We start from the raw sequence: 26,448 nt of genomic DNA on the forward strand, positions 1-26,448 counted from the left end.
TCACTTTAAGAAATATATTCATATTTAAAAAGGGTACTAAATAGACAATTTAAGTAATAAATTTGTTCCACTTTAAGATGCGGAAGAAATTTGAGCTTATCTGATAACGAAACAGAAACGGTAATAGTGGCACAACAAAAAAATGGAATTTCATAGAAAATCCATTTTTAGCTTGATGGGCATGTGGTGGTACCCCACATCCATCAACTTAAGGATTTAGACTATTCTTGAAGTTAAAAGCACGTTACTATTCACTTATGTTAATGAGAAAAGGTGACGTGCTTTTTATAAATATTTATCAAAAACAAAAGTTGTCTTTATTTGCTAAAGAGTTATATCGATATATGTCTCCCACTACACTTAATCAATTAGCTATAGAAGCAGGCGGAATGGAACGAAAACGCAAGTGCCATAGGCACCATTTTTTATATTTGTGTGTATGGTTAAATCAACAAATCGCTACTACCTCTCTTACTCAACTTTGTAGTCAATTAGAAACTTCAACAGGAGTTTTATTAAGTTCCTCAGGGCTAAGTAATGTGCCTGTCGCTGCATGAAGCCCACTCATAATCGAACCAAGGAATCACTTGCCGCCCGTTGACTAATCCAAATGAAAATAGCAGCTAATTCTGATCCAGAAAACTTAAGTCTTCGCCTTATAAATCCTATTTCCCTTGCAAGTTCTTCTAAGAATACAGGTGTAACATATCGTTGTAATTATTCTGCAAATGGTAATAATTCATCTTGAATCGAGAGATTCATAAGAAAACATCATCCTTTCTAATTTAGCTTGTTTAGAAAAGATAACGTTTTTTTGATATTTGAGGGTATTAAAATCACCTGAGTTGATGGTTATGTATGGTGACCCCATAGCCAAAGAAGTAAGAAGATATTTAGAAGTGCATTAAATTTTGAGGCAGTGCTTGTGAACCGTATCATAAATAAATCAGGTTGTGTATGTTCTATTTTTAAATAATACCCGAGAAGGAGTGGGTTGCAGTTATAGTAATACTCTATTTTTTGTATTTCTATAATAGATATTTTTTAAAAAAAACAGAATTATCTTGACAGTTATTAAATGGATTGATAAGGTTATAAAAAAATATTTCTTATCCAGAGAGGTGGAGGGACTGGCCTTATGAAACCTCAGCAACAGGTCTGCTTAAGTAGACACTGTGCTAATTCCAGCGGGTGATAATCCTGATAGATGAGAGCTTCCGTTTTTATTTGTCAGTAACGCCCTCTTTTTTAGAGTGCGTTTTTGTTTTTTTCTGGATAGTAACTAAAGGAGAGTAGAAATGGAGAACAAAAATGGGAGAGAATTTCAAAGAAAAATGCAAGCACGTCATTTAGTCATGCTATCACTTGGTGGGGTGATTGGAACTGGCTTATTCTTAAGCTCGGGTTACACTATTCAACAAGCTGGCCCGTTTGGAACAATTCTATCCTATCTGATTGGTGCGCTAGTAGTTTATCTAGTTATGCTATGTTTAGGCGAGCTTTCCGTACATATGCCTGAAACGGGCGCATTTCATAGTTATGCAGTTAAATACATTGGACCTGGTACAGGGTATACAGTAGCCTGGTTGTATTGGTTAACTTGGACTGTTGCTTTAGGGTCTGAATTTACAGCCGCAGGATTACTTATGAAGCGATGGTTTCCATCGGTTAATATTTGGGTATGGAGTGCTCTTTTTGCCATTTTGATCTTTGTATTAAATGTCCTGACTGTTAAATTTTTCGCCGAATCCGAATTTTGGTTTTCATCGATAAAGGTTATAGCTATTGTGATTTTTATTGTTTTAGGAGTAGCGGCAATGCTAGGGTTTCTTCCAATGACTCATTCAAAAGCAGCACCATTCTTTTCTAATTTTACAAGTGGAGGTTTATTTCCTCATGGTGCTACGGCCATTATGATGACCATGCTTGCGGTTAATTTTGCTTTTTCGGGAACAGAATTAATAGGCATTGCAGCTGGAGAAACAGCGAACCCAGAAAAAATGATACCGAAGGCCATTCGAACTACTCTGTGGAGATTGATCATCTTTTTTGTAGGAACGATTGTTGTTTTATCTGCGTTATTGCCTATTTCCGATGCAGGGGTATTAGAGAGCCCTTTTGTTGCAGTTCTAGAACGAATTGGGGTGCCATATTCAGCTGACATAATGAATTTCGTTATCTTAACAGCCATTTTATCTGCGGCAAACTCAGGCCTTTATGCCTCTTCTAGAATGCTTTGGTCGCTTGCTAATAAGAATACGATATCCCCGATTTTTGGGAAAATGACGAAGCAAGGTGTTCCAATCAACGCCGTCATTTTCAGTATGATGGGTGGAGCTTTGGCTTTGCTCTCAAGTATTGTGGCACCAGATACTGTCTATATCGTACTTGTTTCCATTTCCGGTCTAGCAGTAGTTATAGTTTGGATGAGTATTAGCGCTTCCCAGTTCCTATTTCGCAGACAATTTTTGAAAGAAGGAAATTCTGAAAAGGACTTGATTTATCGCACACCACTATATCCATTAGTACCAATTGCTTCTTTTATCCTTTGTCTGGCATCGTGTATTGGAATTGCATTCGATCCAACACAGAGAATTGCCTTATATTGCGGCATACCGTTTATTTTGTTTTGCTATGGAAGTTATTATCTAACAAAAAATCTAAAAAAGAGGGGTGTAGATTATGTCGAACAAAATCAACCCAATTGATGCTATTTTATCCCAACATTCCATTATGCTTCTTGACGGAGCATTAGCTACTGAATTGGAGGCGCATGGATGTAATTTGGACGATCCCCTTTGGTCGGCACGTGTGTTACTAGAAAACCCGGAACTAATTTATCAGGTGCATTCGGACTATTTTCGTGCTGGAGCAGACTGTGCCATAACAGCAAGCTATCAAGCTACTATTAGTGGGTTTTCCGCGCGTGGAATACAAGAACAGGAAGCTTTGGAATTAATTAAGAAAACGGTGTTACTTGCAAGAAAGGCAAGAGATGATTTTTGGAAGGAAAATACGCAAACGAATAGGCCTAAACCATTGGTTGTTGCATCAGTTGGGCCGTACGGAGCTTACCTTGCAGATGGTTCAGAGTATGTAGGTAACTATGTTGTGACAGATAAAACATTAGCAGACTTTCACCGTTCGAGAATGTCTGCGTTAATCGAAGCAGGTGCAGATCTATTGGCATTTGAAACGATCCCTTGCCTGCAAGAAGCAAGAGTATTAGATACATTATTGCGTGAGTTTCCAGAAACATATGCGTGGCTTTCCTTTTCGCTAAAAAATGAGAAAGAGATTAGTGAAGGTATGAAACTAGTGGAGTGTGCACGAGTTTTTGAGAAAAGTGAACAAATTGTAGCGATAGGCATCAATTGTGCACCCGTAACTGTTGTGACTGGTGCAATCCAAGAGTTACGGGCAAACACAAAAAAACCAATTATTGTTTATCCAAACTCTGGTGAAACTTATAATCCAGAAACAAAAACATGGCATGGTCATGAACAATGTAACACGTTGGATATTCAATCTGAAGAATGGTACCAAGCAGGTGCACGTTTAATAGGCGGATGCTGCAGAACGACACCTTATCACATTGAGGAGATATCGAACAAGTGGCGTTCTTCCGAGTTTTTCTATTCGAACGAAGCAAAACAGTAATGTAATGGATGATAATCTAACTTTGTGTGTATTTTCATGATTTTTCTTGTTCAGGAATCTACAGTTACGTCTAGTGGCACAAAAAGTCTTTTTAGAGACACAAATGTGGATAGTAGCCTCGGGAATCCAGTGGACTTTTGGGTACCTTAGGTATGGAAAAGAATTAGGGAAAATAAAAACTGTTAGTTTAATAGACATGGTAGACAACATGCTGAATCTTTTAATGAAGATGTAGTTGATCCAATTGAAGGTGAAGGGGACCATTTATTCGTAATTAAAGTTAACGAAAAGATTAATTTAGTTATTCAAAAAATAGTTCAATAACTATATGAAAATTTGTTGTAGTAGTAAATGTGGTCATATTGTTGTAAAAAAGGATAGATGTAAACAGGTATACTCTCCTGTTCAACTATCCTTTCCTTTTTACATACAATATTAAAATCCAAATTAGTTCCTTTTAGGAAGGTACCAATATAAACAAGACATTTAAATACATTTTAATCTTCTTTTGTGCAGTATTTTATATTGCAATGGTTTGTAGGATTATTTATATAAACTTTGTTCAAGATCATTTTATTCCTCCAAGCAGGAAATCTAAGATTGAACATAAACATTTATAATTAGGTATAAGGAGAGCTGTACAAGATACTCTTGATTTCCCAAGATTATGAGGATAATATTTTTGATACTGTTTAGCTTCATCTAAAATGAAGAAGAACGTCACGTTTACACATTCTTTTTCTACCCAATCCATATCATAAGTTTCTATACTATAATGTTTAAAATAATCATCAATGTCATTAATGAATCTTTTTTCTCCATCCGTTCCAGTAATTCGTTTATATTGCAATTCTTTAAACGATTTCATTTCAAGTCGGCAAGTTTCTTCTAACCACTCATATCGTTGCTTAACTGCTTCCGTCTTATTTTCATACCAATCCTCATGCCCTTCATAATATTTCTTCATACATTCAGGTCTCTGTTTATTTCTTAAATAGCTTGGCAATTAAACCAAATTTACGTTATTTCTTTGCGGAAATAGGTTGAAACCAACTATCCCTATCATTTAACTGAACTTCAAAAACATATATAGGCTGTGAGAAGCCTTTTGTATCAGTATAGTAATCTATATTATATTTTGTGATGAATAATGTATCACCTGCTTTGAAAGATCCTATAGGATCAAATTCTCCTTGTTTCAGTTTTTGAAATGCTTCCTTTGGAGAAAGAATCTCAACATCTCGAACATGTGATTTTTTTGTACCGTAATATTTGTAAACAGGCATTTTTTTCTCTGCGTCTTTTAACTCTATTGATGTTTTTATAGTAACTAGAGACATATCATTTTTTGTAATGGGATCAATAGGCATATTTCCAAATTCCTTTATTTGATACGAAATTATTATTCCGAGTGCGACGAAACTTACTGTAATGGGAAGGTATAAATATTTAATTATTTTTGTATCTGTTTCATTTTTTTTCAAAAATATAAGAACTATGTTTAACACAGAATATCCTAGCATCATGCCTAAAGTATTATGAAGTAAATCTGCTAGTTCCATACTTCCTCGTTGCAGTGTAAATTCAAGAATTTCAATCAATAAACTTGCTATAATTGAGATGATTAACATCCATTTTGTTTTTTGAAAAACCTTACTAAATAAAGGGAATAAAATTCCTAAAGGAAAAAGCATACCTATATTCACAATGATATGGAAAAAGGAAGTAAATGAAAATGTATTCCATGCTTTTTTATAAATACTAAGTACATCAAAATCAATGGTTCTTGCAAAGGCCATATCATCTGAACGACCAAGTGAAGTAGCTGATAATGCAAGGGAATAGTATCCTGTTATTAAAACAAACAATATAATTTGTTTTACAGTTAGTTTTTTTTCTCTTTTACATATCTTTTTGTATACTACAAAATAACTAAAAACAAATACAAATAGTAACAAGAGTGTGAGTAGTATCGTAGGAATCGCATAACTAGCGATTAAATTGAAAATAATGTTCATTTTACACCTCTGTTTTTATGAATATAATTTTGTACATATGCATTTTATATAGTGATTACTAATACAACAATCGAGCTTTGGATCTTCGAAGGCTCGCAAAAGATGTAGGATTTATTCGTTAGGGAAGTAATTTTAAACAAGGCTGAATAAGATAAAATCGTCATGTCATTCAAAAATACGAGCTGAATTTACATAAATAACTGTCAAGAGATAAAATTTTTGTTTTCGGGGTAGGATACAGCCCAGTAATTGATAAATCGCCTTTCTTATTTTTCTCTCTATTTTTTTGTTGCTTACATTAGAAATACTAAACTGTATAATGACTCATATTAAAATTATAAATAGACTTATTAGTAATTTTTCATACTAATTATTCCTTTCTTCATGCTGTAATACTTAATAGACAACCTAAACAATAAAGTTGTTCCACATTTACAAAAAAAACAATTAAATATAAGATGAAGTAGGCTACATAAGGGAGGGTTATATGTTACATACAAAAAGATGGAGATTATTTGCGTTTCTTTCTATTGTAGGTTTGATTTTACTAATTTTATTAAAAATCAACTTCATTTCAATTACTATCGCAACTTCTTCAGCTGAAAGAGGAAAGATTTTTGATCAAAATGGTGTAATACTAGCTACAAATAAGAAAGTTAAGTCTCTATATTGCACTTCTAATGATGAAAAGCTATCGAAACAAGATACATCAAACACATTAGCTTTTTTTAATCAATTTTCAAGCGAGTTTCAACATGATATTTCTACAAAGAACATAAAATCTCAATTACAACAATCTTGTAAAAAGCAGACTATGAATGATATACCGTTATACTCTGATATAACTGAGAATGAACTTGCATTCATAAACAAAAACAAACCCAATAATGTAATAATTAAAGATGAATGGATTCGATATTATCCTAAACATGAAATTGGCTCGCAGGTAATTGGGTATGTAGAAAATGACCTTAATTCAAAGCATATGCTTGTTGGAAAAAGTGGGATTGAGCTACAATATGAAAATGATTTAAAAGGAAAACCAGGAAAAACTCTTATTTTTAAGATTGGTAATAAAAAGTTCTTCTGGAACATTCAAAACGTACAAAAAGGAAAAGATGTCCGGCTAGCCTTAGACTCTAAATTGCAGCAAAAAACAGAGGAAGCATTAAGATCTCAAATCAAGAAAATTCCTGATGCTAAAGCTGGTTATGCTGTAGTGAGCGATGTAAAAACTGGCGCAATTTTAACTATGGCCAACTCGGCAGTATTTAATCCAAATACACACGTATCATCTAAAAATGAAAACTTTAAATCACTTTCGCAAAATAAAACAATTCAAAAATTAAAGTATGGTGAATCTTATGTAAATATGTCCTCTACTATAAAGCCACTTACTATTTTAATTGGATTAAGCGAAAAGCTTTTTCAACCTGAAGATACTTATTTAGATAAGGGTACCTTTCAGTATGATAATCAAAATAACATTTCGAATGCACCTGGAACGCCAACAGGTGAGATTACACCAAGGCAGGCTATTATTAATTCATCTAACACATTTATGACAGCAAAAGTAGCTCTACCCTTATTCAACCAAAATAATGGGAATATAGAAAAGGTGGCACATATATGGACAGATTATTTAATGCAATTCGGCCTACGTTCTAAAACCGGGATTGATTTACCCTTTGAAGAATACGGGCAATATGAATTTCATCCATCTAATACGTTTGAAAAGGGAATCTCCGCTTTATTAAATGCCTCTTGGGGAGAAAACGAAGTGCATACCCCCCTTCAACTCGCTCAATATGCAGCAACTTTGGCAAGTAAAGGCGACAAATATAAACCTCAAATTGTAAGTGCGATTATTTGTCAGGACAGTAAGGAAACAAAAAAGTTTAAACCCATTTTAGAAAGTTCAAATCGTTATCCTATGGAATTTTGGAGTGTCTTGCAAGGTGGAATGAGTCAGAATATAGAGGAGATTAAAAATTTACCCTTTCATGCCGCAGGTAAAACGGGTAGTACAGGTTCTCCGAATGAGCAAGAAAGAATGATAAATCATTCTCTTTTCATTTCATATGCTCCTACCGAAAATCCACAAATCGCCATTTCTGTCGTTATTCCTGGTAGTAATTCAGAAAAAAACATTGCCGCTCTCGTTACAGCAGAAGTTTTAGAGTTCTGGCATACACTTCAATAAGAAAATAAAAACAAAGAGGAAGGTTCATTAAAGTAAACCTTCCTCTTTTACCATATAGAATCTATATTTATTATTTTCCACATACCTTCATGATCCTTTTCGAACACAAATGAATATTTAATATCCGTTAAAACATACTCTTTTTGTACATACCCAGTATTACCGTTAAATGTCGATATTTTCATATATTCATCATTCTGCACTTTTTCTGGAATCCAAGCTTTTACAATTTCATTAGATACTTCATATAAAATTTGTGATTCTCGTTTTGGTTCAGCTAAAATTTTCGTTTTATTTCCAGTAACAGTTACATATATATAATGGTCTCGCTTTGATTGGTTACTTTCTGTCATTCCACTTGGTACTTTATATACTTTCTTTGTATCATTTGCAAACTCTCCCCCCATTGTAAGGGCGACTTGCAACTCATGAAAAATATCTTCATCAAACTTCAGTTCATCCTTCTTATAACTCTTCCCTTTAAATAGAACTTCATCATTTAACGCTTTGTACAAGTCATTTTCATTTTTTGAGTTCGTACTTTGATATAGTTCATTCATAAATTGTTTTAATGATGGATCTTGAGCAGACTCATCTTTTGTTTTCGGATCAATTTGAGTACTACTTTGTACCGGTGATTTATTATCATCAAGCCAAGGTTGTTGAACAATGAAAAATAACATTGTACAAACCAAAACAACTACAACAGGCAATGCTTTTTTTCGAAATGGTCTCTTATATGCTACAGAATCTACTTCACTATTTTGATATACCGATTGCTTTATTTTATCAATATATTCTTCTTCATCTTTCCGATGCTCCATTGGTCCTTTTTTCAATTTACTATACCAGTCAGGATTTTTTTTACTGTTCATCACTTCTTCCCTCCCCTATTAGTTTTGAAACTTTACTTCTCGCTCTACTTAATCTAGATTTGATTGTTCCAATTGACACACCTAATGTTTCAGCCATTTCTTCATAAGATAATTCATATTTTGCGTCTAATATTAGTATTTCACGGTGTTTTTTAGGTAGTTTTAATACAACATCCCACACTTCATTTAGTTCCTCTTGCTTAAAAAACTGTTGTTCTGCCGAAGAAGACTGCTTGTCGTCACTAAAAAATCCCACTAAAGATATCCTTTTAAAATAGGATGATTTTAAATAGTTTATGGCTGTATTTCTTGTGATTTTTAATATCCACGTTTTAATGGATGAATCCTTTCGAAACGAATGCCAATGTTTAAAAACCTTTATAAAGACATCTTGTGTGATATCATCTGATAAGTGTGGATCTTTTGTAATAATAAATGAATAATTCCATACATCTTGCCAATAGTCTTTAATAACATAGTCGAGCTCGTCATGATTACATTTTCCAGTAAACTTCTGTTCCATTTCCACACCTCAAACTCATTTGAATAAACATAAAACTGCCCTCACTTTTAATATGGTTTCAATATATAGACATGATACAAGTTTCATTTGTTCCATACCGCTTTTTTCTATATAGCTACGCTTTCTTTATTTCCTCTTAACGTTACGTAGCTCTTCTTGCGCCCTTTGTATTTTGGTCCTGGTGCAAAAACAACGTAAAAGAGAATAAAACATATATATTCCTAACGAAATCGTATTTTATGTTACAAGTCCATCTACTATATTATTCAATTACTTTTGTTGTCTAAGTTGCTTACTATCAGGTATGCCTTTTTCTTTTTTCAACTACTCAATTGCTATAGAATAAGCCGGATTCTTATCGATTGTTATTACACGTGGCTTCGAAACATGAAAAGGCCGCAGCGCTATATAATAAGAAAATTCCGGATTCAAACTTTCTATTTTGAGTACGTTTAATTTATAGAAAACAAATAACAACATAATTTTCTCAATAAGTAATATTCTTATTTCAATACAAAATTCTTACAATTGATGCTATACCTGTATTAAGGGGAGCGTTTTAGTTAATTAGGGAGAAAAATTGTAAAAATGATATGGGAGGAACAAAAAATGTCATTGAAAAAGAAATTAGGTGTTGGAGTGGTTTCAGCCGCTCTTGGTATGTCTTTAATTGGTGGGGGAACATATGCATATTTTAGCGATCAAGTTGTGACAAATAATACATTTGCTGCAGGTACATTGGATTTAGCTATGCAACCAACTACTTCACTTAACTTAGAAAATTTAAAACCTGGGGACAAAATATTAAAAAAATTCAATTTAAAAAATAGTGGTTCCTTAGATATTAAAGATATCATGATGAAAATAGACTATACTGTAAACGACTTAAAACAAAATAATACTACAGAAGATTTCGGTAAACATATTAAAGTACAATTTCTTTGGGATTGGGATCCTGCAAAAAGCCCTGCATACGAGACAACCCTTGCAGAACTAAAATCACAAAGTTCAGAGATTGTCTCCAAAAAAGTATTTCATTCTAAGTGGACTGAAACAGGGGGGTTAAAACCTGGGAAAATGGATTGGTTTTGGATAAAGTTTGTATTTGAAGACAACGGCACAGATCAGAACGTGTTCCAAGGGGATAGTATTGCGTTAAAAATGGAGTTCCAAGCCAATCAAACAGAGGGAAAAGAAAGATAATTTTACAAAAATATCGTTGGAAAAATGTAAAACTGAGCTTGTAATTTTTTATAATTTGTCAAATTGACCATCAAATTTCCATATAAAAAACCAGTGATACTAGTACATGTGTAGGATATCACTGGTTTTTTTGAGTTTAACATTTTGTATGTTTTGTAAAACTATTTTTCTTTCGGAAGTACAATTCTTTTATACAATTGAACTGTAATCAAGTAGTAAATCGAGTAAATCACTACGAAAATAATAATTGGTAGCCAAATACGAAAGTACGGATCAGCCAAAAGAACGCTGAACATGTTTATACCAACTAATACGTGAACAATACCCACAATTGCTGGGACTAAAAATACGAAGAATAACTCTTTATAAATCGATTGTATTAATAACTCCCTGCGAACACCGATTTTACGAAGCATTTGATAACGTGTACTATCTTTGGATGCACCGGATAGAATTTTAAACATTAAGCAGCTTGCCATCATTGCTAAAAATGCAACTCCAACGAAAAAACCCATAAATATTAGTCCGCTGGCAAAATTATGACTCACAATATACGCTTGATACTTACTATCCAATTCTTCTGCTCTCACATTTTTATATTTTGCCATCTGTAATTCATCAAGTTTTTTCCATTCTTTTATGTATGATCCAAAATCATCTGTTCTCCCCATAAACACAGTACTTTCTTTACCCTTCATACCATCGTATATGTTTTGATCTACAATTTTCATTTCATAATCAGGATACATATAATCTGGCTGGATCGTTCTGAAAGCCTGGATCCATTGTTTTGTGTTCGTCTCTCCTTGAACCCGTTTTATTGAAAATGCATCAATGGGTATTTCCTCTGAAACTTTCTCTATTTTCATACCTTGCAAGAAAGGACGATTTTTTTCTACATCTTCTTTAAGATAATAAACATACCTATCATCAACTTTGTAATGATATTCATGTTTTTCTTGAAATAAGATACCACCCAAAATTTTCTTTTCTTCCGCTGTTGGATTATGAATGACTGAATCGTAAATTCGCATTTGATCTGTCGTTTTTAGGATGTTGTTTTTAAATGCCATACCACAAGCAATTCCACCAGCACCAAGAGCCACTAAGATTGCTACTGTTGCAAGCACATTTGTTAGACCATTAATGCGGAAATTTAATTGTGCAAAAGTAAAAGCATTTAAGCCTTTTTCACTATGTTTTTTATTACTCTTTAGCTTGTTAATCATAACTGGGAGAAGTGATCCAAATATAAGGTAAGTACCAACGGTTGCTGTGATTAATCCAACGGCCATTAATCCCAAAGCAATTAGCGGATTTACATATGACATATAAATCAATGATGCATAACCAATACCCAATAAAAGAATACCAAGGAATGCAACTACAACAGTCATTTTTCCTTTTACGGCGACACGTTCAGTTTGTGCATCTGCATGTACAAGTTGCAGTACAGAAATACGCGATAATTTAATACTATTCATAATTGCTGATAATATAAATAGTACAAAGAAGTAGACGCAAGTAATAGTTATTGATGGTAGATAAAATGCTTTATAACCTTCACCAGCAAACTCGAGTTGTTTCATTAATAGTTGACCGATACCTTCTGCAAGTCCTACACCAATTGTAATTCCAATCGCAAGAGACACAGCGCCTAATACGATTGTTTCGATAAACATAAGTAATGTAACTTTATGCTTTTTTGCTCCTAACATCATATACATACCAAATTCTTTTTGACGAAGAGCTGATAAGAAAGAGTTTGCATATAAAATATAGAAAAATGTGATAACCGCTAACAAAAAGGAACCAATTTTAAAGACAGCCACAATATCCCTAATAGAAGAATTAGATTCAAGGAACGTTTTATTGGATGCTAGCGTTTGAAACATATAAAAAGTTGAAATAGAGACAATAAGACCAACAAGTAAAACAATGTAATCTTGCAACTTACTTTTTAGGCCTGACATAGAAAGTTTAAATAACATGATTGAACTTCCTTCCTTACGCTTTTTGTGTGCCTAAGTTTGCAAGCACGTCTAAAATTTCTTTATAGAATTCTTCACGGGTACCACCGCGATGAATTTCTTTATATAACTCACCATCTTGAATGAATAAAATACGCTGACAGTAACTTGCGCTGTAAGGATCATGCGTCACCATCATAATGGATACACCTTGTTCTTTATTTAAGTTTGTCATCGCATCCAGTAAACTTGTTGCATTTTTAGAATCAAGCGCTCCTGTTGGCTCGTCCCCTAAAATAATTGCTGGCTCATGCACTAACGCACGTGCTGCTGCTGAACGCTGTTTTTGTCCACCAGATACTTCAGATGGATACTTTTGAAGGATTGCTGAAATTCCTAACATATCAGCTACCTTTTCTACTTTCTGTCCAATATTTCGTGATGGGACACCCTGAAGTGAAAGTGGAAGTGCAATATTTTCGTAAATAGATAAATTTTCTAATAAGTTAAAGTCTTGGAAAATGAATCCTAATTTTTGCGAACGGAAATCAGAAAGCTCACCTTGCTTCATTTTCGTAATATCCGTACCCGCAATTTCAACAACACCGCCTGTCGCTTTATCTAACGTTGAAATTACATTTAATAATGTTGTTTTACCAGAACCAGATGGCCCCATAATTCCGACAAACTCCCCCTCATGAATTGAGAATGAAACACCTTTTAACGCGTGTGATTGGTTCTCACCTTTTTTACCGTAAACTTTTTGGACGTTTTTCACGTCTACAACTGGTTTCGTCATATATATCCTCCTACGTTTGTTTTTTCATTTCTTTAAAATAAGTTGCTATTCATATTTGCTACTAACAAAATAGTCATGTTGCATCTACCTTTTCCATAAGGCTGTCACGATGTATCCACTTGGAAGCTGTAAAGAAAATTTCATTTTAATTTCTCCACTCACCTCATCGCTTTGAATACATACATGATAAACTATAAAAATTAGGAAACACCCTGAAAAAACCTTAAGAATTCTTAAGGTTTATAAAAAAAAAAGCTTATGGAACCTGTAATTCCATAAGCCAATCTATTCGATTGGATGTTCAACAATAAAGGATATCCAACCTTCTTTATATTCTGCATGTATATTACCATGATGAAGTTCAACAATTCTTTTTGAAATAGCAAGCCCCAGTCCATTTCCTTGATCATTTTTTCTTGCCTTATCACCCCTGAAAAACCTTTCAAACAATTTATTCGGATCGCTAACAGGCGGTTTCTCGACTTTATTTGATACTTTCAAAATTGCCTTGTTACCTATTAGTTCAAGACATATAGATAATTCGGATGGTTTCATGCTGTACTTTATCGCATTCATAAACAGATTTTCATATACACGTACCATTTTTTCTGCATCTATGAAAATAGGTATTGTTTCTTGTGTAATTGATTTTTGAACGATTAAGCGTTCCTTTTCAAATATAGGAATGTATTCTCCAACTATTTGCTCCAACAAACCTGATAAATCGACTTCATTAAGATTTAACTTAGCATCTACGCCTGATAAACGAGTATATTCAAACAGCTCATCAATTAAATATTTCAGTCTCTGTGCCTTTGAATACGTGGTTTCAAGGTATTCCTGTAATTGTGTTTTACTATTGTATTGCCCTCGTTTTAATAAATCTATATAGCCAATAATAGATGTTAACGGTGTGCGTAAATCATGAGATACGTTCGTTATAAGTTCATTTTTTGTACGTTCTAATCGTCTTTCTTGTTCAAATGTATTTTCCAATTCCTTGGACATATAGTTGATATTTTGAGCAAGTTGGGTCAATTCGTCCTTCCCCTTAATCCCAATTGTCAAACCCAGTTTTCCATTGGCAATATCATTTACATTATCCGAAATGAGCTTCAAATATACTATTTTCTTTCGAACCAATATCAAAAAAAGTATGATAAAGGTAAAGATTGCGAACGCGAATAAGAAAAACAATGCCAAATTGCCTTCAAACATACCAAATTCTTCGTGTTTTACAAATAATGGATCTATGACGTATACCAAAATGAGGATTGTTAAACCAAATGAAATAAAAAAACTAATTGCAACAGCACCAAGAAGTTTTGTAATGATCTTATTTCTGAAACTAATATTTTTCATATTTTATACCCAATTCCCCAAACAGTTTTAATATAAATGGGATGTTTAGAATCTTCTTCAATTTTGTCTCTTATTTTTGTAATATGCACCATAACGGTATTATCTGATTTATAAAAAACCTCTTCCCAAACTGCTTCATATATTTTTGCTACACTCAGGACACTCCCTTTGTTGCGGGCAAGTAGTTCGAGAATAGCAAACTCTTTTGGAGTTAACCTTGTTTCTTTTCCTCTTATCCATACTTGACGTGTATCTGTATTCACGGTTAAGTCACCAATTTCTAGAATGCTTTTATTATGTTCTATTGATGAATTGTATTTTTTAAACCTTCTTAATTGGGATTTTACCCTAGCGATTAATTCCAAGGGATTAAACGGTTTTGATAAATAATCGTCTGCACCAGAGGCTAGGCCCTGAATTTTGTCTATATCCTCAGATTTTGCAGATAGCATAATGATAGGCATATTGCGATCTTCCCTAATTTTCATACATGCTTCAATGCCATCCATATTCGGCATCATAATATCTAAAATAATCAAATCAAAGTCCTTTTCTTCTAACAGTTGTAAAGCTTGTATAGCATCTTCTGCCTTTTGAGTTTTTAGGCCTTCATTTTCCAGATATACCGAGATAAGATTTCTAATCTCTTTATCATCATCAACAATAAGAATTTTCGACTCCATTTTATTCCTCCACATTAAATGCAATAAGTATTCAATAAAGCATATATTTGTTGTTACTTAGTTAATAAACTTAATAGAGATGGTTTCTATCTTCTTTCTTTACTTAAGACGATCTTTTGTAAAATACACAAAAAGACCGTCACAGTATTGTGACGGAAAAACAGGAAAATTTCAATAACTAATACTATTATTATTTATTTTTAGCTTTTAAGACACCCAGCGCTATTTTGGTTGCTTCTGCAATAAGCTTATCATCGTATTTAGCATCCTCTTTATCATGATTAGAAAGTATCGCAAGAACAATTGGCTTTTTATTTGGTGGCCAAATAATTGCGATATCATTTCTGGTTCCATAAGATCCCGATCCCGTCTTATCAGCTACTTCCCATCCTCCTGGAACTCCAGCACGAATTAAGTTGTCTCCCGTAGTATTCCTTTTCATCCAATCTATTAATAAATCCCGTTTCTCAGTTGAAAGTACATCTCCTAGCGCAAAAGACTGAAGACTAGTAGCTAATGCCTTTGGGGTACTAGTATCATGTACGTCTCCTGGATGCACTTCGTTTAACTCTGGTTCAAAACGTTCAGGATTTGTAACGGTATCTCCTATTTCTCTCAGTGATTTTTTGAATTCACTAGGTCCACCTAATTGTTTAAGAATAAGATTTTGCGCAGTATTATCACTATATCGAAGGGAAGCATCTGCAAGCTCTTTCAGAGTCATACCCCTATCAACATACTTTTCTGTAATTGGATTGTAATTAACAAGATCTTCACGAGTATACAAAACTCTTTGATTTAGATCTTCTATTGATTTCTTTTGTAAAAGTACTCCCACAGCTAAAGCTTTGTGGGTAGATGCGTATGCAAACCGTTTATCTGATTGATACGTAACGGTTTGATTCGTATCAGTGTCCAATGCATAAATACCGAGTTTAGCATCAAATTCTTTTTCAAGTTTAGCAAAAGAATCATTACCAGTAGTTTCTTGTTTGGTTTGATTTGTTTGTTTTGTTTGTTTAGGTAATTCAGATTGAGTATTACCATCGGAACAGCCTATAAGCGTTGCACATGAAAGAAATACTACAGGTACCATCTTTTTGTAATGTAAAATGTTAAAAAACTTGTTTAAGACTATCATACATTTTCAACCTCTTTCAAGAATATATAGTTTTTCTAGGTGTTATACATATCGATACAATTAAAGAGTGTATCGGATATCACTCTTCTTGCATCTCACTTTTCATAAAATGATTGAACTATCATGAACACCTGTTTTATACGTATACTTAATAGACAACCTAAGTAACAAGTTTGTTCCATTTTTATCAGTAGTCGTATCTAGAAACCTAAAAAAGTCCATTTAGAAGATTTAAATGGACTTTTTCACTCATATAATACTATCTATAGTTAAACAAATAAGATTAAATACATTTAAATTTTCTTGTTTTATCTAATAAACTGTTTAGGCATTTCTTTAACGTGCTTATCATCATCACGCCAATCATAGGTTTCTTTCTGCGAAAAATATAAAGTTTGATCTCCAATTCTAACAATATTCTTATTTACCCATTCAATATATGGATCGGTATCTGGATAATTCCAATATATATTTTTCTCTGAATCTGTATCAAGGTTAACTAATTCACCCCTAACAGCATCCGCACTTAATGATCCTGCATTATGAAAATAAATCTTGATGAGATATTTTCCATCTGGAGATTTCACTGTTCGAATTAATTCCCCTTTTGGAACACCTTGCAAACTAAAAAGTTTCCAATATCCAAATCCAATTATAATTACGAACATAGTAAGTATAGTTAGTAATACTTTTCTTTTTGTTTTTTTAATTTCACCTTTTGTATTTATAATACTCATTCAACTCCATTCCATAATATATCAAAAATGAAAATTCCCCTTTAAGAAAAATATAAAAAATCAGACAGTATACTTGAATTGCTCTTCGCATGAGAATATACTAATAAAGCAGGCTATGACGTTCCTTCCTTCTAACTTCTTTGGCGAAATAGGGATGTTACTTTCCTGCTAAACACATAGGCTATGACAATTCTTCCTTCTTTGTAGAAATTTCAAATTGTTTTAGAGTTGTCAATTTCCTATGAAAATAATTAGACTATAAAACCTCTTTCTTCTTTGGGATTGAATAAACTTTAGTTTATCAACCATTGATGTAGAGGTTTTCTTTTCTTAATTAACAAATTACCACTTAACAACTAAATGTTATACCTCTAATTTTTCACTAAAAAATAACTATGTATCCTCTGTGCATTTCTCTACAATTAGTGTCTTTATGCATGTAAAAATAAAAATCTACCACTGAAAGGAGGACAGTCGGACTATTCCCCCTCTTTTATAAGGAGTGAATAGCTGGCGTTCTCATGAAAAATTCTATTTACATAAGAAGAAGTTTGAAAGTAATTATAAAAAGAGAAGAAAATAAACTACCGAACATGTATTTAGCCACTGTTTTAAAAAACTTGGAAAGTTTAGGATTTACTTTTTCCGAGCCTTTAATAGAAGAGTTGCAAACACTTTCGGTTGATGCATTCACATCGTTTTACAAAGAGTTGGTAAAACATTTAAAAGAAATGGTTGGTGCACATATTCAGTTTACTCCTATGTATCCAAACTTTCCGCAACAAATGATGGATTTAAGTGACGCTGATTTATACATCAATGCCGTTATTCATTATGTGACGTCGTGCCTACCTGTATCAAAAGTAGAAGAACGACTTCCTCTTTTAGATAGCGTTGATTTGAAAGTTATTGACTTAGGAAGTGAAGAAGATTTCAATCAAATGATTTCTCAATTGATTAGTGCAAACAGCTCTATTTCCTCAACTGATAAGACAGATGTAGAATGGGCTATTACACACACTGAAGATGTTTCCTGTTTTCTACCTAATGTAATTCCTCATAAGGAAAATATGTCTTTTATAATTGGGGTTTTATTAATAAACAGAAAAATATCAGCCGATGCTGCTGCAAAGTATTTTAAAACAGCAACTGATGTTCTTCGCCTTGCAGTTGCTTTATCTGAAGGTGATGTGAGTTTAGCATCCTCCGTTCGATTCAAGAAGTTTAACCGAGCAGAAAGACGCTTCCTTTTAGGATTGTTAGAGCAATGCGGAAACATTACCGAAGATATGATTCGATACAAAAAACGTTGGATTCGTTTAGGTGAAATTCTTCATCCAGCAGAATATCATACTCGTTTCCCAAAAAACCACCGAGCATTTGAGATGCTTCGCAACAACATTAAAGTTGAAACATTTAATGGAAAAATAGAAGCAGCTTTGTTGAATCGTGATATCATGACAGCGAAAAATCTTTTAAAAACTCGCCCGGGGGAATTTGCCAGACGCTTGGATCATTTAATCCGTTTATGTAGTAATAAGTCAACAGATGTTTTCAATATTCTCGAAGATTTTCTAAGTATAATAGGAAACGTTTCTACTCCTGTATTACTTCAACTCACGGCTCATTTTAAGCATCGAAATGATAAAAATGAATTTCGTACCTTTTTTCCAAAGGGAAATGTAGCAAAAGCTATAGGTATTGAAAATACACTTCCATTTATCTCAGAGGATATTTGTTTAATGATTGTAAAAATGTGTGAAGATACTTTAAAAAATCGCTTCACGGAACTTCCAAGTCTTGGAAAAGTATTTTTGGATGAACAGTTAAAAAATCACTTAGTTCCCTTCTCTCAACGTTCAGCCAGCAAAGCGCTTCGCACATTATCTCGAGGAAGTAAAGTAGATTTGCCAGAAGGAGATACGATTCGTTTTTTCCTATGGTGGAAAGAAGGCTATGTGAATGGACAACATACAGGACGCGTTGACATTGATTTGTCTGCTGCAATGTACGACGAAGATTGGCAATACAAAGAACATGTATCCTTCACGAACTTACGTTCAAAAAATTTCAAAGCCTACCATAGCGGAGATATTACTTCTGCACCAAAGGGAGCATCTGAATTCATTGATTTCGATATTCCGTCTGTGCTGAAATATGGTGGACGCTATGTAGTTATGACTTTGCTTTCTTACACAGACCAACCATATAAAGATTTACCAGAATGCTTTACTGGTTGGATGGTTCGTCAATATCCTGGTTCAGGTGAAGTATTTGAACCTTCTACTGTTCAAGATAAAGTGGATATTACTGCCGACACCCAAATCTCTATTCCAGTTATTTTAGACTTAAAGGAACGAAAATTGATTTGGACAGATTTGTCTCTTACAAGAGATCTAACTTATGATAATACCATCGAGGCTAATCAAAAAGGTATGATACTAGTTGGAAAGGCTTTAACTAATTTAGTTAAACCGAATTTATATGACTTGTTCCGATTACATATTGAAGCTAGAGGTGAACTCGTTCAAGAAATCGAAGAAGCAGAAAGCATTTTTTCTTTGGATAAAGGGATTACTCCTTTCGATATTGAAAAAATAATATCTGATTTTATCGCTGACCCACAAGGCTAACTATATTACAAACATTGATAATGTGTGGAAAATATCCATGTATAATGTCTATGTGAAACAGGACCTGATAGATGAATATCAGGTCCTGTTTTTTATTTAGTAGATACTAAATAGTCCGGTTAATCACTATTCATCTAAATACACTATACTAATAAAGTGAAATTTATTCGAAAAAAATTCATTAGTTAATACGTAACTAATTAAGAAACATTCATATACCAGCCCAAACATCTTTTCCATATCGCCCTTCATCTTGCACACGATCCAACCAATTTCTTGCTTCTTGTTCACTGACTTCATGAATTTCTTGATACGCTTGACAAAGGGTATCTTCTACATCCGGAGCCATTTTACTTCCATCACCACATATATAAAGATGAGCTCCATTATCTAATAACGAAATTAAATTGATTCTATCTTGTTTTATTAAATGCTGTACATATGTTTTTGGATGTCCCTCTAGACGAGAAAAAGCTGTGTGTAAAGAGATTAATCCGTCTCTTTCATCATTTTCTAGTTCTGTACGATAGAGATAATCTTTTTCAGGATGACGACAACCAAAATATAGATGCGCTTGTCCTAAGTTAATACCTTTTTGCTTTTGAACACGACGCGCTTGCAAGAATCCACGGAATGGTGCAATTCCAGTACCTGGCCCAACCATAATAATTGGTGTTTCTGGATCTTTAGGCAATTCAAAGTTTGATTGTGGCGTTCGAATGAAACAGATAATCTCATCTTTACTATGACGCTGAGCTAAGTAATTAGAAGCGACGCCTTCATATGTCCCTTCTCCACTCCATGCAGGCGCATTAACAACACCGACCGTAATGCTCAGACGATTGTGTGCAACGAGTGGAGAGCTTGAAATAGAATAGTAACGCGGTTTGAGCGCAGGAAGAAGTTCTAAAAAGCGTTCAAATCGGATTTCACAAGCCTCATACTTTTCAAGAAGGTCCAACATTGAAATCCGTTTCTTTAGTATTTGTTCATGGTAAACTCCTTCTTCTAATAATGCTTCCAATTCTTTTTTATGAGGAGGACATGCTGTGAATGTTACCATTTCTCGTATTTGTGCTCGAGTGGCAGCTTCTTGAACTTCAACACTATAACTAAGAAGGTCCAATAAACTAACAGGACTGTCTAAAGGTATGTGATTTATACTTCGTCCACTTGCACTCAGTATAACTTGATCCTTCCCATTTAATCCAAAACGTTTTAAAATTCGGTTGATATTTTTCTCGCTATTAACTGGCAACACTCCAAGGTGGTCTCCTTCTTTATATGTAGCGCCTTCTGGCAAAGATACCTCGATATGTCGTGTACTTCTATCACTGCTGGGTGATTGGAGTTCACGATTTTCTAGTATAGATGCATAAACTGCTTCATATGTTCGTGCAAGAGGAGATCCTCCAAGACGACTAACAAATTGCAGACTCAAAGTACTGCGCTCTTTTCCCATATTTTTGTTGAGCTCCAATCCAAATGCCTTCATCGCATCAGACCACATGTTTTGTTTCCATTGCTCAAGCTGTTCCTCGAAATCACCACTTGCATCTGCTTCTCCGCGTTTAGAAAATCTTGTTGCTCCTTTTTGAGCCATCTGCTCATCAATGTATCTTGGAATCCGTTGGTAGGTACTAGCCCAATTATGATCTCCACAACCAAAAACTGCGTATTGAACCCCTTTTAGCTCATCTGGTTTTAGTTCCTCCAACCATTGCACAAACTGCCCTGCATTACTTGGCGGTTTTCCATTATAAGAAGAAGTCACAATAAGTACCGCTCCTTCTTTTGGCAAACTTCCAATTCGATCGTTAAGAGCTACCACTTCCGTTTGAACTCCTTCTAAACTAGCTGTATCTGCTAATTCTCTTGCAATACCTTCTGCTACACCTGTATCCGAGCCATACAGAACAAGAAGTGAAAGATTATCGGCCCCAATAATAGAAGGTGTCTTCTGGACGTGCTGCTTAATTTCATCGTTTTTCAGCTTGTCCTCTGTAGGTGCAAGAACAGTAGGATGACTAATAGTTTGTTTTCGGGGTAGAATCCTAATCTTAAAATCACCGGGCTTTAGCGTTAATGTTTGTTTTACGTCCAGCTGATAGTTTTGATAATCGATTAATTCAAAATGTTGAAGAAGCATTCCCATTACAAGAGTGGCTTCATGAAGTGCAAATTGCATACCGATACATGCTCTCTGGCCATTTCCAAATGGCTTATAAGCATGATGAGGAACCTTATCCAGCTCTTCAAATCGTTCAGGTTGGAATTCTTCTACATTGTCTCCCCATGCATCTTTATCCCTATGTAGCTGTGGAATAAGAACAGAAATACGATCTTCTCCTTTCTTAATTGGGTATTTCCCGCCAATCACTGTATCTTCTTTTGCATAGAGACTGAATGCTGGAGCGGTAGGCCATAGACGTAGCGATTCATTTAAAATCATCCGTATATACTTCAGTTTCATAACTTGTTGGTATGTTGGAGTAGGATCCGTCAAAACACGGTCTACTTCTTCATAGGCTTTTTTCAACTTATCCGGATTCTTTAATAAAAAGTAAATTGCAAAAGATAACAATCCACTTGTTGTCTCATGTCCAGCTATTAAAAAAGTGATAATTTGGAAACGAATGTTTTCATCATCTAATTTTTCACCAGTTTCCGGATCCTGTACATTTAACATACGGGAAAGTAAATCATTTTCTTCCTGATTTCCACTACTTTTACGTTCAGCAATAATATTATCTACTAAAGAAAACATAGATTGGATATCATGTTGAAATTGACGTTTCGTTCTCCACATGAGTTTGTCTTCTATATCTAGCCGCTGCAATTGGTGCATCGCCTCATCTAGAGCACGGCTCATGCTAGTGATAAAAGGATGAGGGGTCTCACGATAAAAGCTATTAAATCGGTAATTAAAACCACATAGACCAATTGTATCTAACGTAAGACGAGTCATATCCTCCGGAACATCTACGTTTTCACTCGGATTAAGCCGTGCCCATTTTTGAACGAGTTGTACAGCAAGATCGACCATCATGGCATGGTAATCTTTCATTGCCCGTTGGCTAAATGTAGGCATCAAAATATTATGAGCTTTTTTCCAGTTAGGCTCGTGAGTCTCGCTAGTAAATAATCCGTCCCCAGCAAAGGCACGAACTTTTGCTAAAGCACCCTCTATACTTTTATCGAACCGTGTTTCATCACAAACTTCTGCTACCAATTCATGTCCAGAAACGACAATGATGGTATCACTTAAAGTTTGAATTTGAAAAATGGGACCATACTCTTCCGCTATCTTGATAAAGGATAGCGTCGGTTTATCTTTATCGATTAATGGGAGATTACCCAGCGGTCCATATGTTTTCGGCTGAGGAATGGCAGATACTTTTTTTTCCATTTAAAACACCCTTTCAAAAAAGCATGAAATAAAGTGAAACTTTAATCAGTGGGGGTTTTGTTCATCCCCCACTGATTATTAGTTGAACCAATCGGGCTTTTACGGGCAGTTGGTCCCCCACCTAACTTCTTTGCTTCCGCTAAATTTTGAGGTGGGGGTCTTACTGCCCGTTAATGCGGGATAACATATCCCATTTAATAAAGAGGAAATAGCAACTAATCGCCTGGGATAAAGATATGTAATTGATTACCTTATTTTATCTTTTCCCTAACTATTCATGATTATGATATTGAGTATAAGCTTGGCAATTAGATTTATAACTTGTAGAAAAATACTAAATTAAAATGAAGCGAATAAATATAATTGGAGCCTTTTAATGTTGGTGTTAAAAGATAATCTAAACTTGTAATGTTTATGAGAAATTGCAAACGGATCTCATCTCTTGTATTTGTTTATAAAAAAGATTATTTTGATTCATTTTCTTCTAAAACACCCAAAAATAGAGAAGTTGACGAGCTTAAGATTGTAGTATTCGAAAAATCAGTAGTTTAGTTAAACCAATACGATAAGCAAGTATACCTTGTTATTAATGAAAGAGGACCTGATATGAACATCAGGTCCTCTTTTACTATATAATTATTTCCCTGCTTCTTTTAGTTTTTTCTAGCTTTAAATACCGGCGCCTTAGCAGCAAAAAAACTTGTAGGAATCTTTATCTAGCGTTTTATTCTTCTCTACCGATTTAACTTCTCGACAGCCTCCGCACTTGTATCTACACGTTTAACGAAAAAAACTAATAGTAGTGCAACAACATTCATGCCAAGCGCTACATAAAATGAATATTGAATTCCAGATAATAAAGCCTTCTGAGTTACTATTGCCTTCGTAGTTTCTGTAAAGGTTGTTGGATCTATATCAGACATTAAACTTTCAGCTTTTGTTTTTGTTACAGAGTTCATAATCGTAACAAGGATAGCAGTACCAATCGAACCGGACACTTGTTGAGCTGTATTATTAACAGCTGTACCGTGCGGATTTAAACGAGTTGGTAATTGATTAAGACCATTTGTCATAAGTGGCATCATCACCATCGCCATCCCAAACATCCGCAGTGTGTAAATAAGAATAATATGTGTGTGACTAGAGTCGAGTTGCAGGTTTGCTAGCATATAAGTTGAAACAGCTGTAATGGAAAGCCCCACTATGCCAAGAATCCGAGGACCATATTTATCAAATAGTTTACCTGTAATTGGTGACATAATCCCCATTATAACCGCACCTGGAAGCATCATCAGCCCAGAGCTCAGCGGCGAAATACCACGGACGTTTTGTACATAAGCTGGTGTTAAAATCATACCCGAAAACATGGCCACCGCGTTAACAATTGCAATTACAGACGCAAGTGCAAACATTGGGTACTTGTAAACACGTAAATCCAATAACGGCTCATCCATTTTTAATTGACGAATAATGAAAGCAATTAGGGCAATAGCACCTATGATTAAGGTTGTTAAGACAACTTTATTTGTCCAACCATCGGAGCTTGCAGAACTGAATCCATATAACAAACCGCCAAAACCGACAGAAGATAATAGTAATGAGAGATAATCAAGTTTTGCATTTTTGTTTTGTTTCATGACATTCTCAGATTTCCAAATCCCTAACAGTAAGCTAATGATTGCTAACGGTAAAATCATTTCAAAAAGCAAACGCCAGTCATAATACTCTACAATATAACCTGATAGTGTCGGTCCAATTGCTGGAGCTGTAATCATAACTAGTCCAAAAATCCCCATTGCTGTTCCCCTTTTTTCTCTCGGAAAGCTTACTAGCATAATATTCATTAACAAAGGCCCCATAACTGAAGAGCCTGCCGCTTGAACCATCCGACCAGTAAGTAATAAACCAAAATTCGGCGCTACAGCCGCTAAGGCAGTACCAAGAATAAAAATCACCATAGAGGTAATAAATAGGCTTCTATTCGAGAAACGCGTTATTAAAAATGCTGATGCCGGAATTAATATACCACTTACAAGCATATACCCTGTAGAAAGCCACTGGATCGTTGAATAATCTTGAATGTCTAAATCTTTCATTATTGATGGCAAGGCTACATTTAAAAGCGAGTTATTTAGAAATGAAACAAATGCCCCAATAAAAAGAATTACAAGCATTAAATATGGTGGTTTTCTTTTATGTAATGTTTCACTCATATATTTAATTGCCCCTTCATTATAAATTTCATTGATTCGTTTAAATCGTTTACATATTTGCACAAGAAAACATTACCCTTGCAGTATTTTGCCAAACTCTTCGAATGGATATTCTCTTTTTAGCAATTCCACTTGCCCAACATAACATTTTAAAATCTTTTTGTTGATTAAACCTTTATAAAAATGTTTGTTAACGAAATTTAAATTAGGCTGAAATATATAAAAGAAGCAACTGAAAATACCCTTCTAAAATAAAGTGAAACTTTAAATCAACAAGTCCACACACCCATTCCTTTAAATACAGGCTTGTAGATCTAGTTATGTAACCATCCATAAAAAGGAATATTACATAGGCTAAGTCTAACATTACATTTTTAAAGTGAGGAGAATAAGCGTATGCACCAATATTGGTATTTGAATTCAAAGGGAAACGGGGAACAATATACTAACCAAATTTCATTATATTCACAGCCCGAAATAACTAAATCTGAGGTAATGAATGATTTGAAGCTTCCTGAGAATTGGAGTTACCAAGTCTATCCAGTTAGTTGGGATTCACCAGCCAATTATACGGGGTTCAGTCCCCAACCCCCTCCCTTCTCTTGGGGGCAGCCAATCAATTATGCAGGGATGATGCCCCAAGGACATCCCGATAATTGGACTCCACTACCAGGTCATGAAGGTTTTAATTTTCAAAAACCTTCCTTCCCCTGGGCGCAACCATTCAATCATACAGGGATGTTCGCACAAGGGCATCTTGCCGCTTTACTATCGCCGCCAACTAAGCCTTTTCATTTCAATACCAATAACTCGGGTGTTTTTGGAAACCCTCCAGGATGGGGTAGTCCGTGGGCCCCAATGGGATGGGGAAATAACGGAGGTAACGGTCAGCCAGGAATGCTTGGAAACTTACTTACAGCAGGAAAAGGCACCATGAGTGGAATAGGAATGATCAGTAGTCTAATCGGGATGGGGAAGTTCTTCTTTTAGTTAATTAAAGTGATAGAATTGGTCCGCAG

18 protein-coding genes, 3 pseudogenes and 1 riboswitch are annotated in these 26,448 nt (G+C 34.5%); of the genes and pseudogenes, 7 read left to right on the plus strand and 14 right to left on the minus strand.

Annotated features, from left to right (window positions below):
• Positions 1–287: 287 nt before the first annotated feature.
• Positions 288–536 (plus strand): annotated as a pseudogene (locus tag OXT04_RS08020) (IS4 family transposase); the annotation flags it as partial.
• Here the strand turns inward: OXT04_RS08020 and OXT04_RS08025 are convergent.
• Positions 512–762, minus strand: a pseudogene (locus OXT04_RS08025) (IS4 family transposase); the annotation flags it as partial. The pseudogenes OXT04_RS08020 and OXT04_RS08025 sit on opposite strands and share 25 nt — an antisense overlap.
• A gap of 344 nt (positions 763–1,106) precedes the next feature.
• Positions 1,107–1,214, plus strand: a riboswitch (SAM riboswitch).
• A gap of 84 nt (positions 1,215–1,298) precedes the next feature.
• Between OXT04_RS08025 and mmuP the strand changes: the two are divergent.
• The gene (gene mmuP / locus OXT04_RS08030; RefSeq protein ID WP_000428531.1) at positions 1,299–2,708 is read left to right on the plus strand and encodes an S-methylmethionine permease; all 1,410 of its coding nucleotides are present in this window, start codon (positions 1,299–1,301) and stop codon (positions 2,706–2,708) included.
• Positions 2,683–3,660, plus strand: coding sequence for a homocysteine S-methyltransferase (gene mmuM, locus OXT04_RS08035; RefSeq protein WP_098015682.1), 978 nt, complete (start codon positions 2,683–2,685; stop codon positions 3,658–3,660). The genes mmuP and mmuM overlap by 26 nt, the downstream gene beginning before the upstream one ends.
• A gap of 568 nt (positions 3,661–4,228) precedes the next feature.
• Here the strand turns inward: mmuM and OXT04_RS08040 are convergent.
• Positions 4,229–4,627: a hypothetical protein gene (locus OXT04_RS08040; protein ID WP_098015764.1), complete on the minus strand. Its 399-nt coding sequence runs from the start codon at positions 4,625–4,627 to the stop codon at positions 4,229–4,231.
• A 55-nt stretch (positions 4,628–4,682) separates the two neighbouring features.
• Positions 4,683–5,678, minus strand: coding sequence for a VanZ family protein (locus tag OXT04_RS08045; RefSeq protein ID WP_098015765.1), 996 nt, complete (start codon positions 5,676–5,678; stop codon positions 4,683–4,685).
• 487 nt (positions 5,679–6,165) lie between these two features.
• Between OXT04_RS08045 and OXT04_RS08050 the strand changes: the two genes are divergently transcribed.
• Complete coding sequence (locus OXT04_RS08050) at positions 6,166–7,881, plus strand: peptidoglycan D,D-transpeptidase FtsI family protein (RefSeq protein ID WP_267414128.1); 1,716 nt, start codon at positions 6,166–6,168, stop codon at positions 7,879–7,881.
• Between the two features lie 47 nt (positions 7,882–7,928).
• Here OXT04_RS08050 and OXT04_RS08055 read toward each other — a convergent pair whose 3' ends face one another.
• The 3 genes and pseudogenes from OXT04_RS08055 to OXT04_RS08065 all read right to left on the minus strand — a co-directional run.
• Positions 7,929–8,756 (minus strand): superantigen-like protein SSL4, encoded by an 828-nt coding sequence (locus OXT04_RS08055; RefSeq protein WP_098015202.1) that lies wholly within the window; start codon positions 8,754–8,756, stop codon positions 7,929–7,931.
• Positions 8,746–9,279, minus strand: a complete 534-nt coding sequence (locus OXT04_RS08060) for an RNA polymerase sigma factor (protein WP_025118212.1) — start codon at positions 9,277–9,279, stop codon at positions 8,746–8,748. The genes OXT04_RS08055 and OXT04_RS08060 overlap by 11 nt, the downstream gene beginning before the upstream one ends.
• A 273-nt stretch (positions 9,280–9,552) precedes the next feature.
• Positions 9,553–9,684, minus strand: a pseudogene (locus tag OXT04_RS08065) (IS6 family transposase); the annotation flags it as partial.
• Between the two features lie 204 nt (positions 9,685–9,888).
• On the opposite strand from OXT04_RS08065, the gene OXT04_RS08070 reads away from it, so the two are divergent.
• Positions 9,889–10,482 (plus strand): TasA family protein, encoded by a 594-nt coding sequence (locus tag OXT04_RS08070; protein WP_000053759.1) that lies wholly within the window; start codon positions 9,889–9,891, stop codon positions 10,480–10,482.
• A 161-nt stretch (positions 10,483–10,643) separates the two neighbouring features.
• On the opposite strand, the gene OXT04_RS08075 is transcribed toward OXT04_RS08070, so the two are convergent.
• From OXT04_RS08075 to OXT04_RS08100, 6 genes are all read right to left on the minus strand, one after another.
• On the minus strand, positions 10,644–12,473 hold the full coding sequence (locus tag OXT04_RS08075; RefSeq protein ID WP_267414129.1) for an FtsX-like permease family protein: 1,830 nt from the start codon (positions 12,471–12,473) through the stop codon (positions 10,644–10,646).
• A gap of 16 nt (positions 12,474–12,489) precedes the next feature.
• Complete coding sequence (locus OXT04_RS08080; RefSeq protein WP_000165834.1) at positions 12,490–13,251, minus strand: ABC transporter ATP-binding protein; 762 nt, start codon at positions 13,249–13,251, stop codon at positions 12,490–12,492.
• 285 nt (positions 13,252–13,536) lie between these two features.
• A complete protein-coding gene (locus OXT04_RS08085; protein ID WP_098235075.1) occupies positions 13,537–14,613 on the minus strand; it encodes a sensor histidine kinase in 1,077 nt (358 codons plus the stop codon).
• Positions 14,610–15,296, minus strand: a complete 687-nt coding sequence (locus tag OXT04_RS08090; RefSeq protein WP_100910131.1) for a response regulator transcription factor — start codon at positions 15,294–15,296, stop codon at positions 14,610–14,612. Before OXT04_RS08090 ends, OXT04_RS08085 begins: the two co-directional genes overlap by 4 nt.
• Before the next feature lie 190 nt (positions 15,297–15,486).
• On the minus strand, positions 15,487–16,437 hold the full coding sequence (gene bla, locus OXT04_RS08095) for a class A beta-lactamase (protein ID WP_097822314.1): 951 nt from the start codon (positions 16,435–16,437) through the stop codon (positions 15,487–15,489).
• Positions 16,438–16,745: 308 nt separating this feature from the next.
• Entirely contained in the window at positions 16,746–17,174 is a 429-nt protein-coding gene (locus OXT04_RS08100; protein WP_100910130.1) for a DUF5412 domain-containing protein, read from the minus strand.
• A 521-nt stretch (positions 17,175–17,695) separates the two neighbouring features.
• Between OXT04_RS08100 and OXT04_RS08105 the strand changes: the two genes are divergently transcribed.
• The gene (locus OXT04_RS08105; protein ID WP_141541713.1) at positions 17,696–19,807 is read left to right on the plus strand and encodes a TerD family protein; all 2,112 of its coding nucleotides are present in this window, start codon (positions 17,696–17,698) and stop codon (positions 19,805–19,807) included.
• Positions 19,808–20,018: 211 nt separating this feature from the next.
• On the opposite strand, the gene cypD is transcribed toward OXT04_RS08105, so the two are convergent.
• Together cypD and OXT04_RS08115 are read right to left on the minus strand one after the other, a co-directional pair.
• Positions 20,019–23,216 carry a bifunctional P-450/NADPH--P450 reductase gene (gene cypD / locus OXT04_RS08110; RefSeq protein WP_267414130.1) on the minus strand — a complete coding sequence of 1,066 codons (3,198 nt, stop codon included), beginning with the start codon at positions 23,214–23,216 and terminating at the stop codon, positions 20,019–20,021.
• A gap of 734 nt (positions 23,217–23,950) precedes the next feature.
• On the minus strand, positions 23,951–25,429 hold the full coding sequence (locus OXT04_RS08115) for a DHA2 family efflux MFS transporter permease subunit (protein ID WP_016098696.1): 1,479 nt from the start codon (positions 25,427–25,429) through the stop codon (positions 23,951–23,953).
• Between the two features lie 396 nt (positions 25,430–25,825).
• On the opposite strand from OXT04_RS08115, the gene OXT04_RS08120 reads away from it, so the two are divergent.
• Complete coding sequence (locus OXT04_RS08120; RefSeq protein WP_098235078.1) at positions 25,826–26,419, plus strand: hypothetical protein; 594 nt, start codon at positions 25,826–25,828, stop codon at positions 26,417–26,419.
• The last annotated feature ends 29 nt before the right edge of the window (positions 26,420–26,448 follow it).

Origin of the sequence: Bacillus sp. GC_Bacil_1 (assembly GCF_026540675.1) — a bacterium.
GTDB classification, from domain to species: domain Bacteria; phylum Bacillota; class Bacilli; order Bacillales; family Bacillaceae_G; genus Bacillus_A; species Bacillus_A cereus.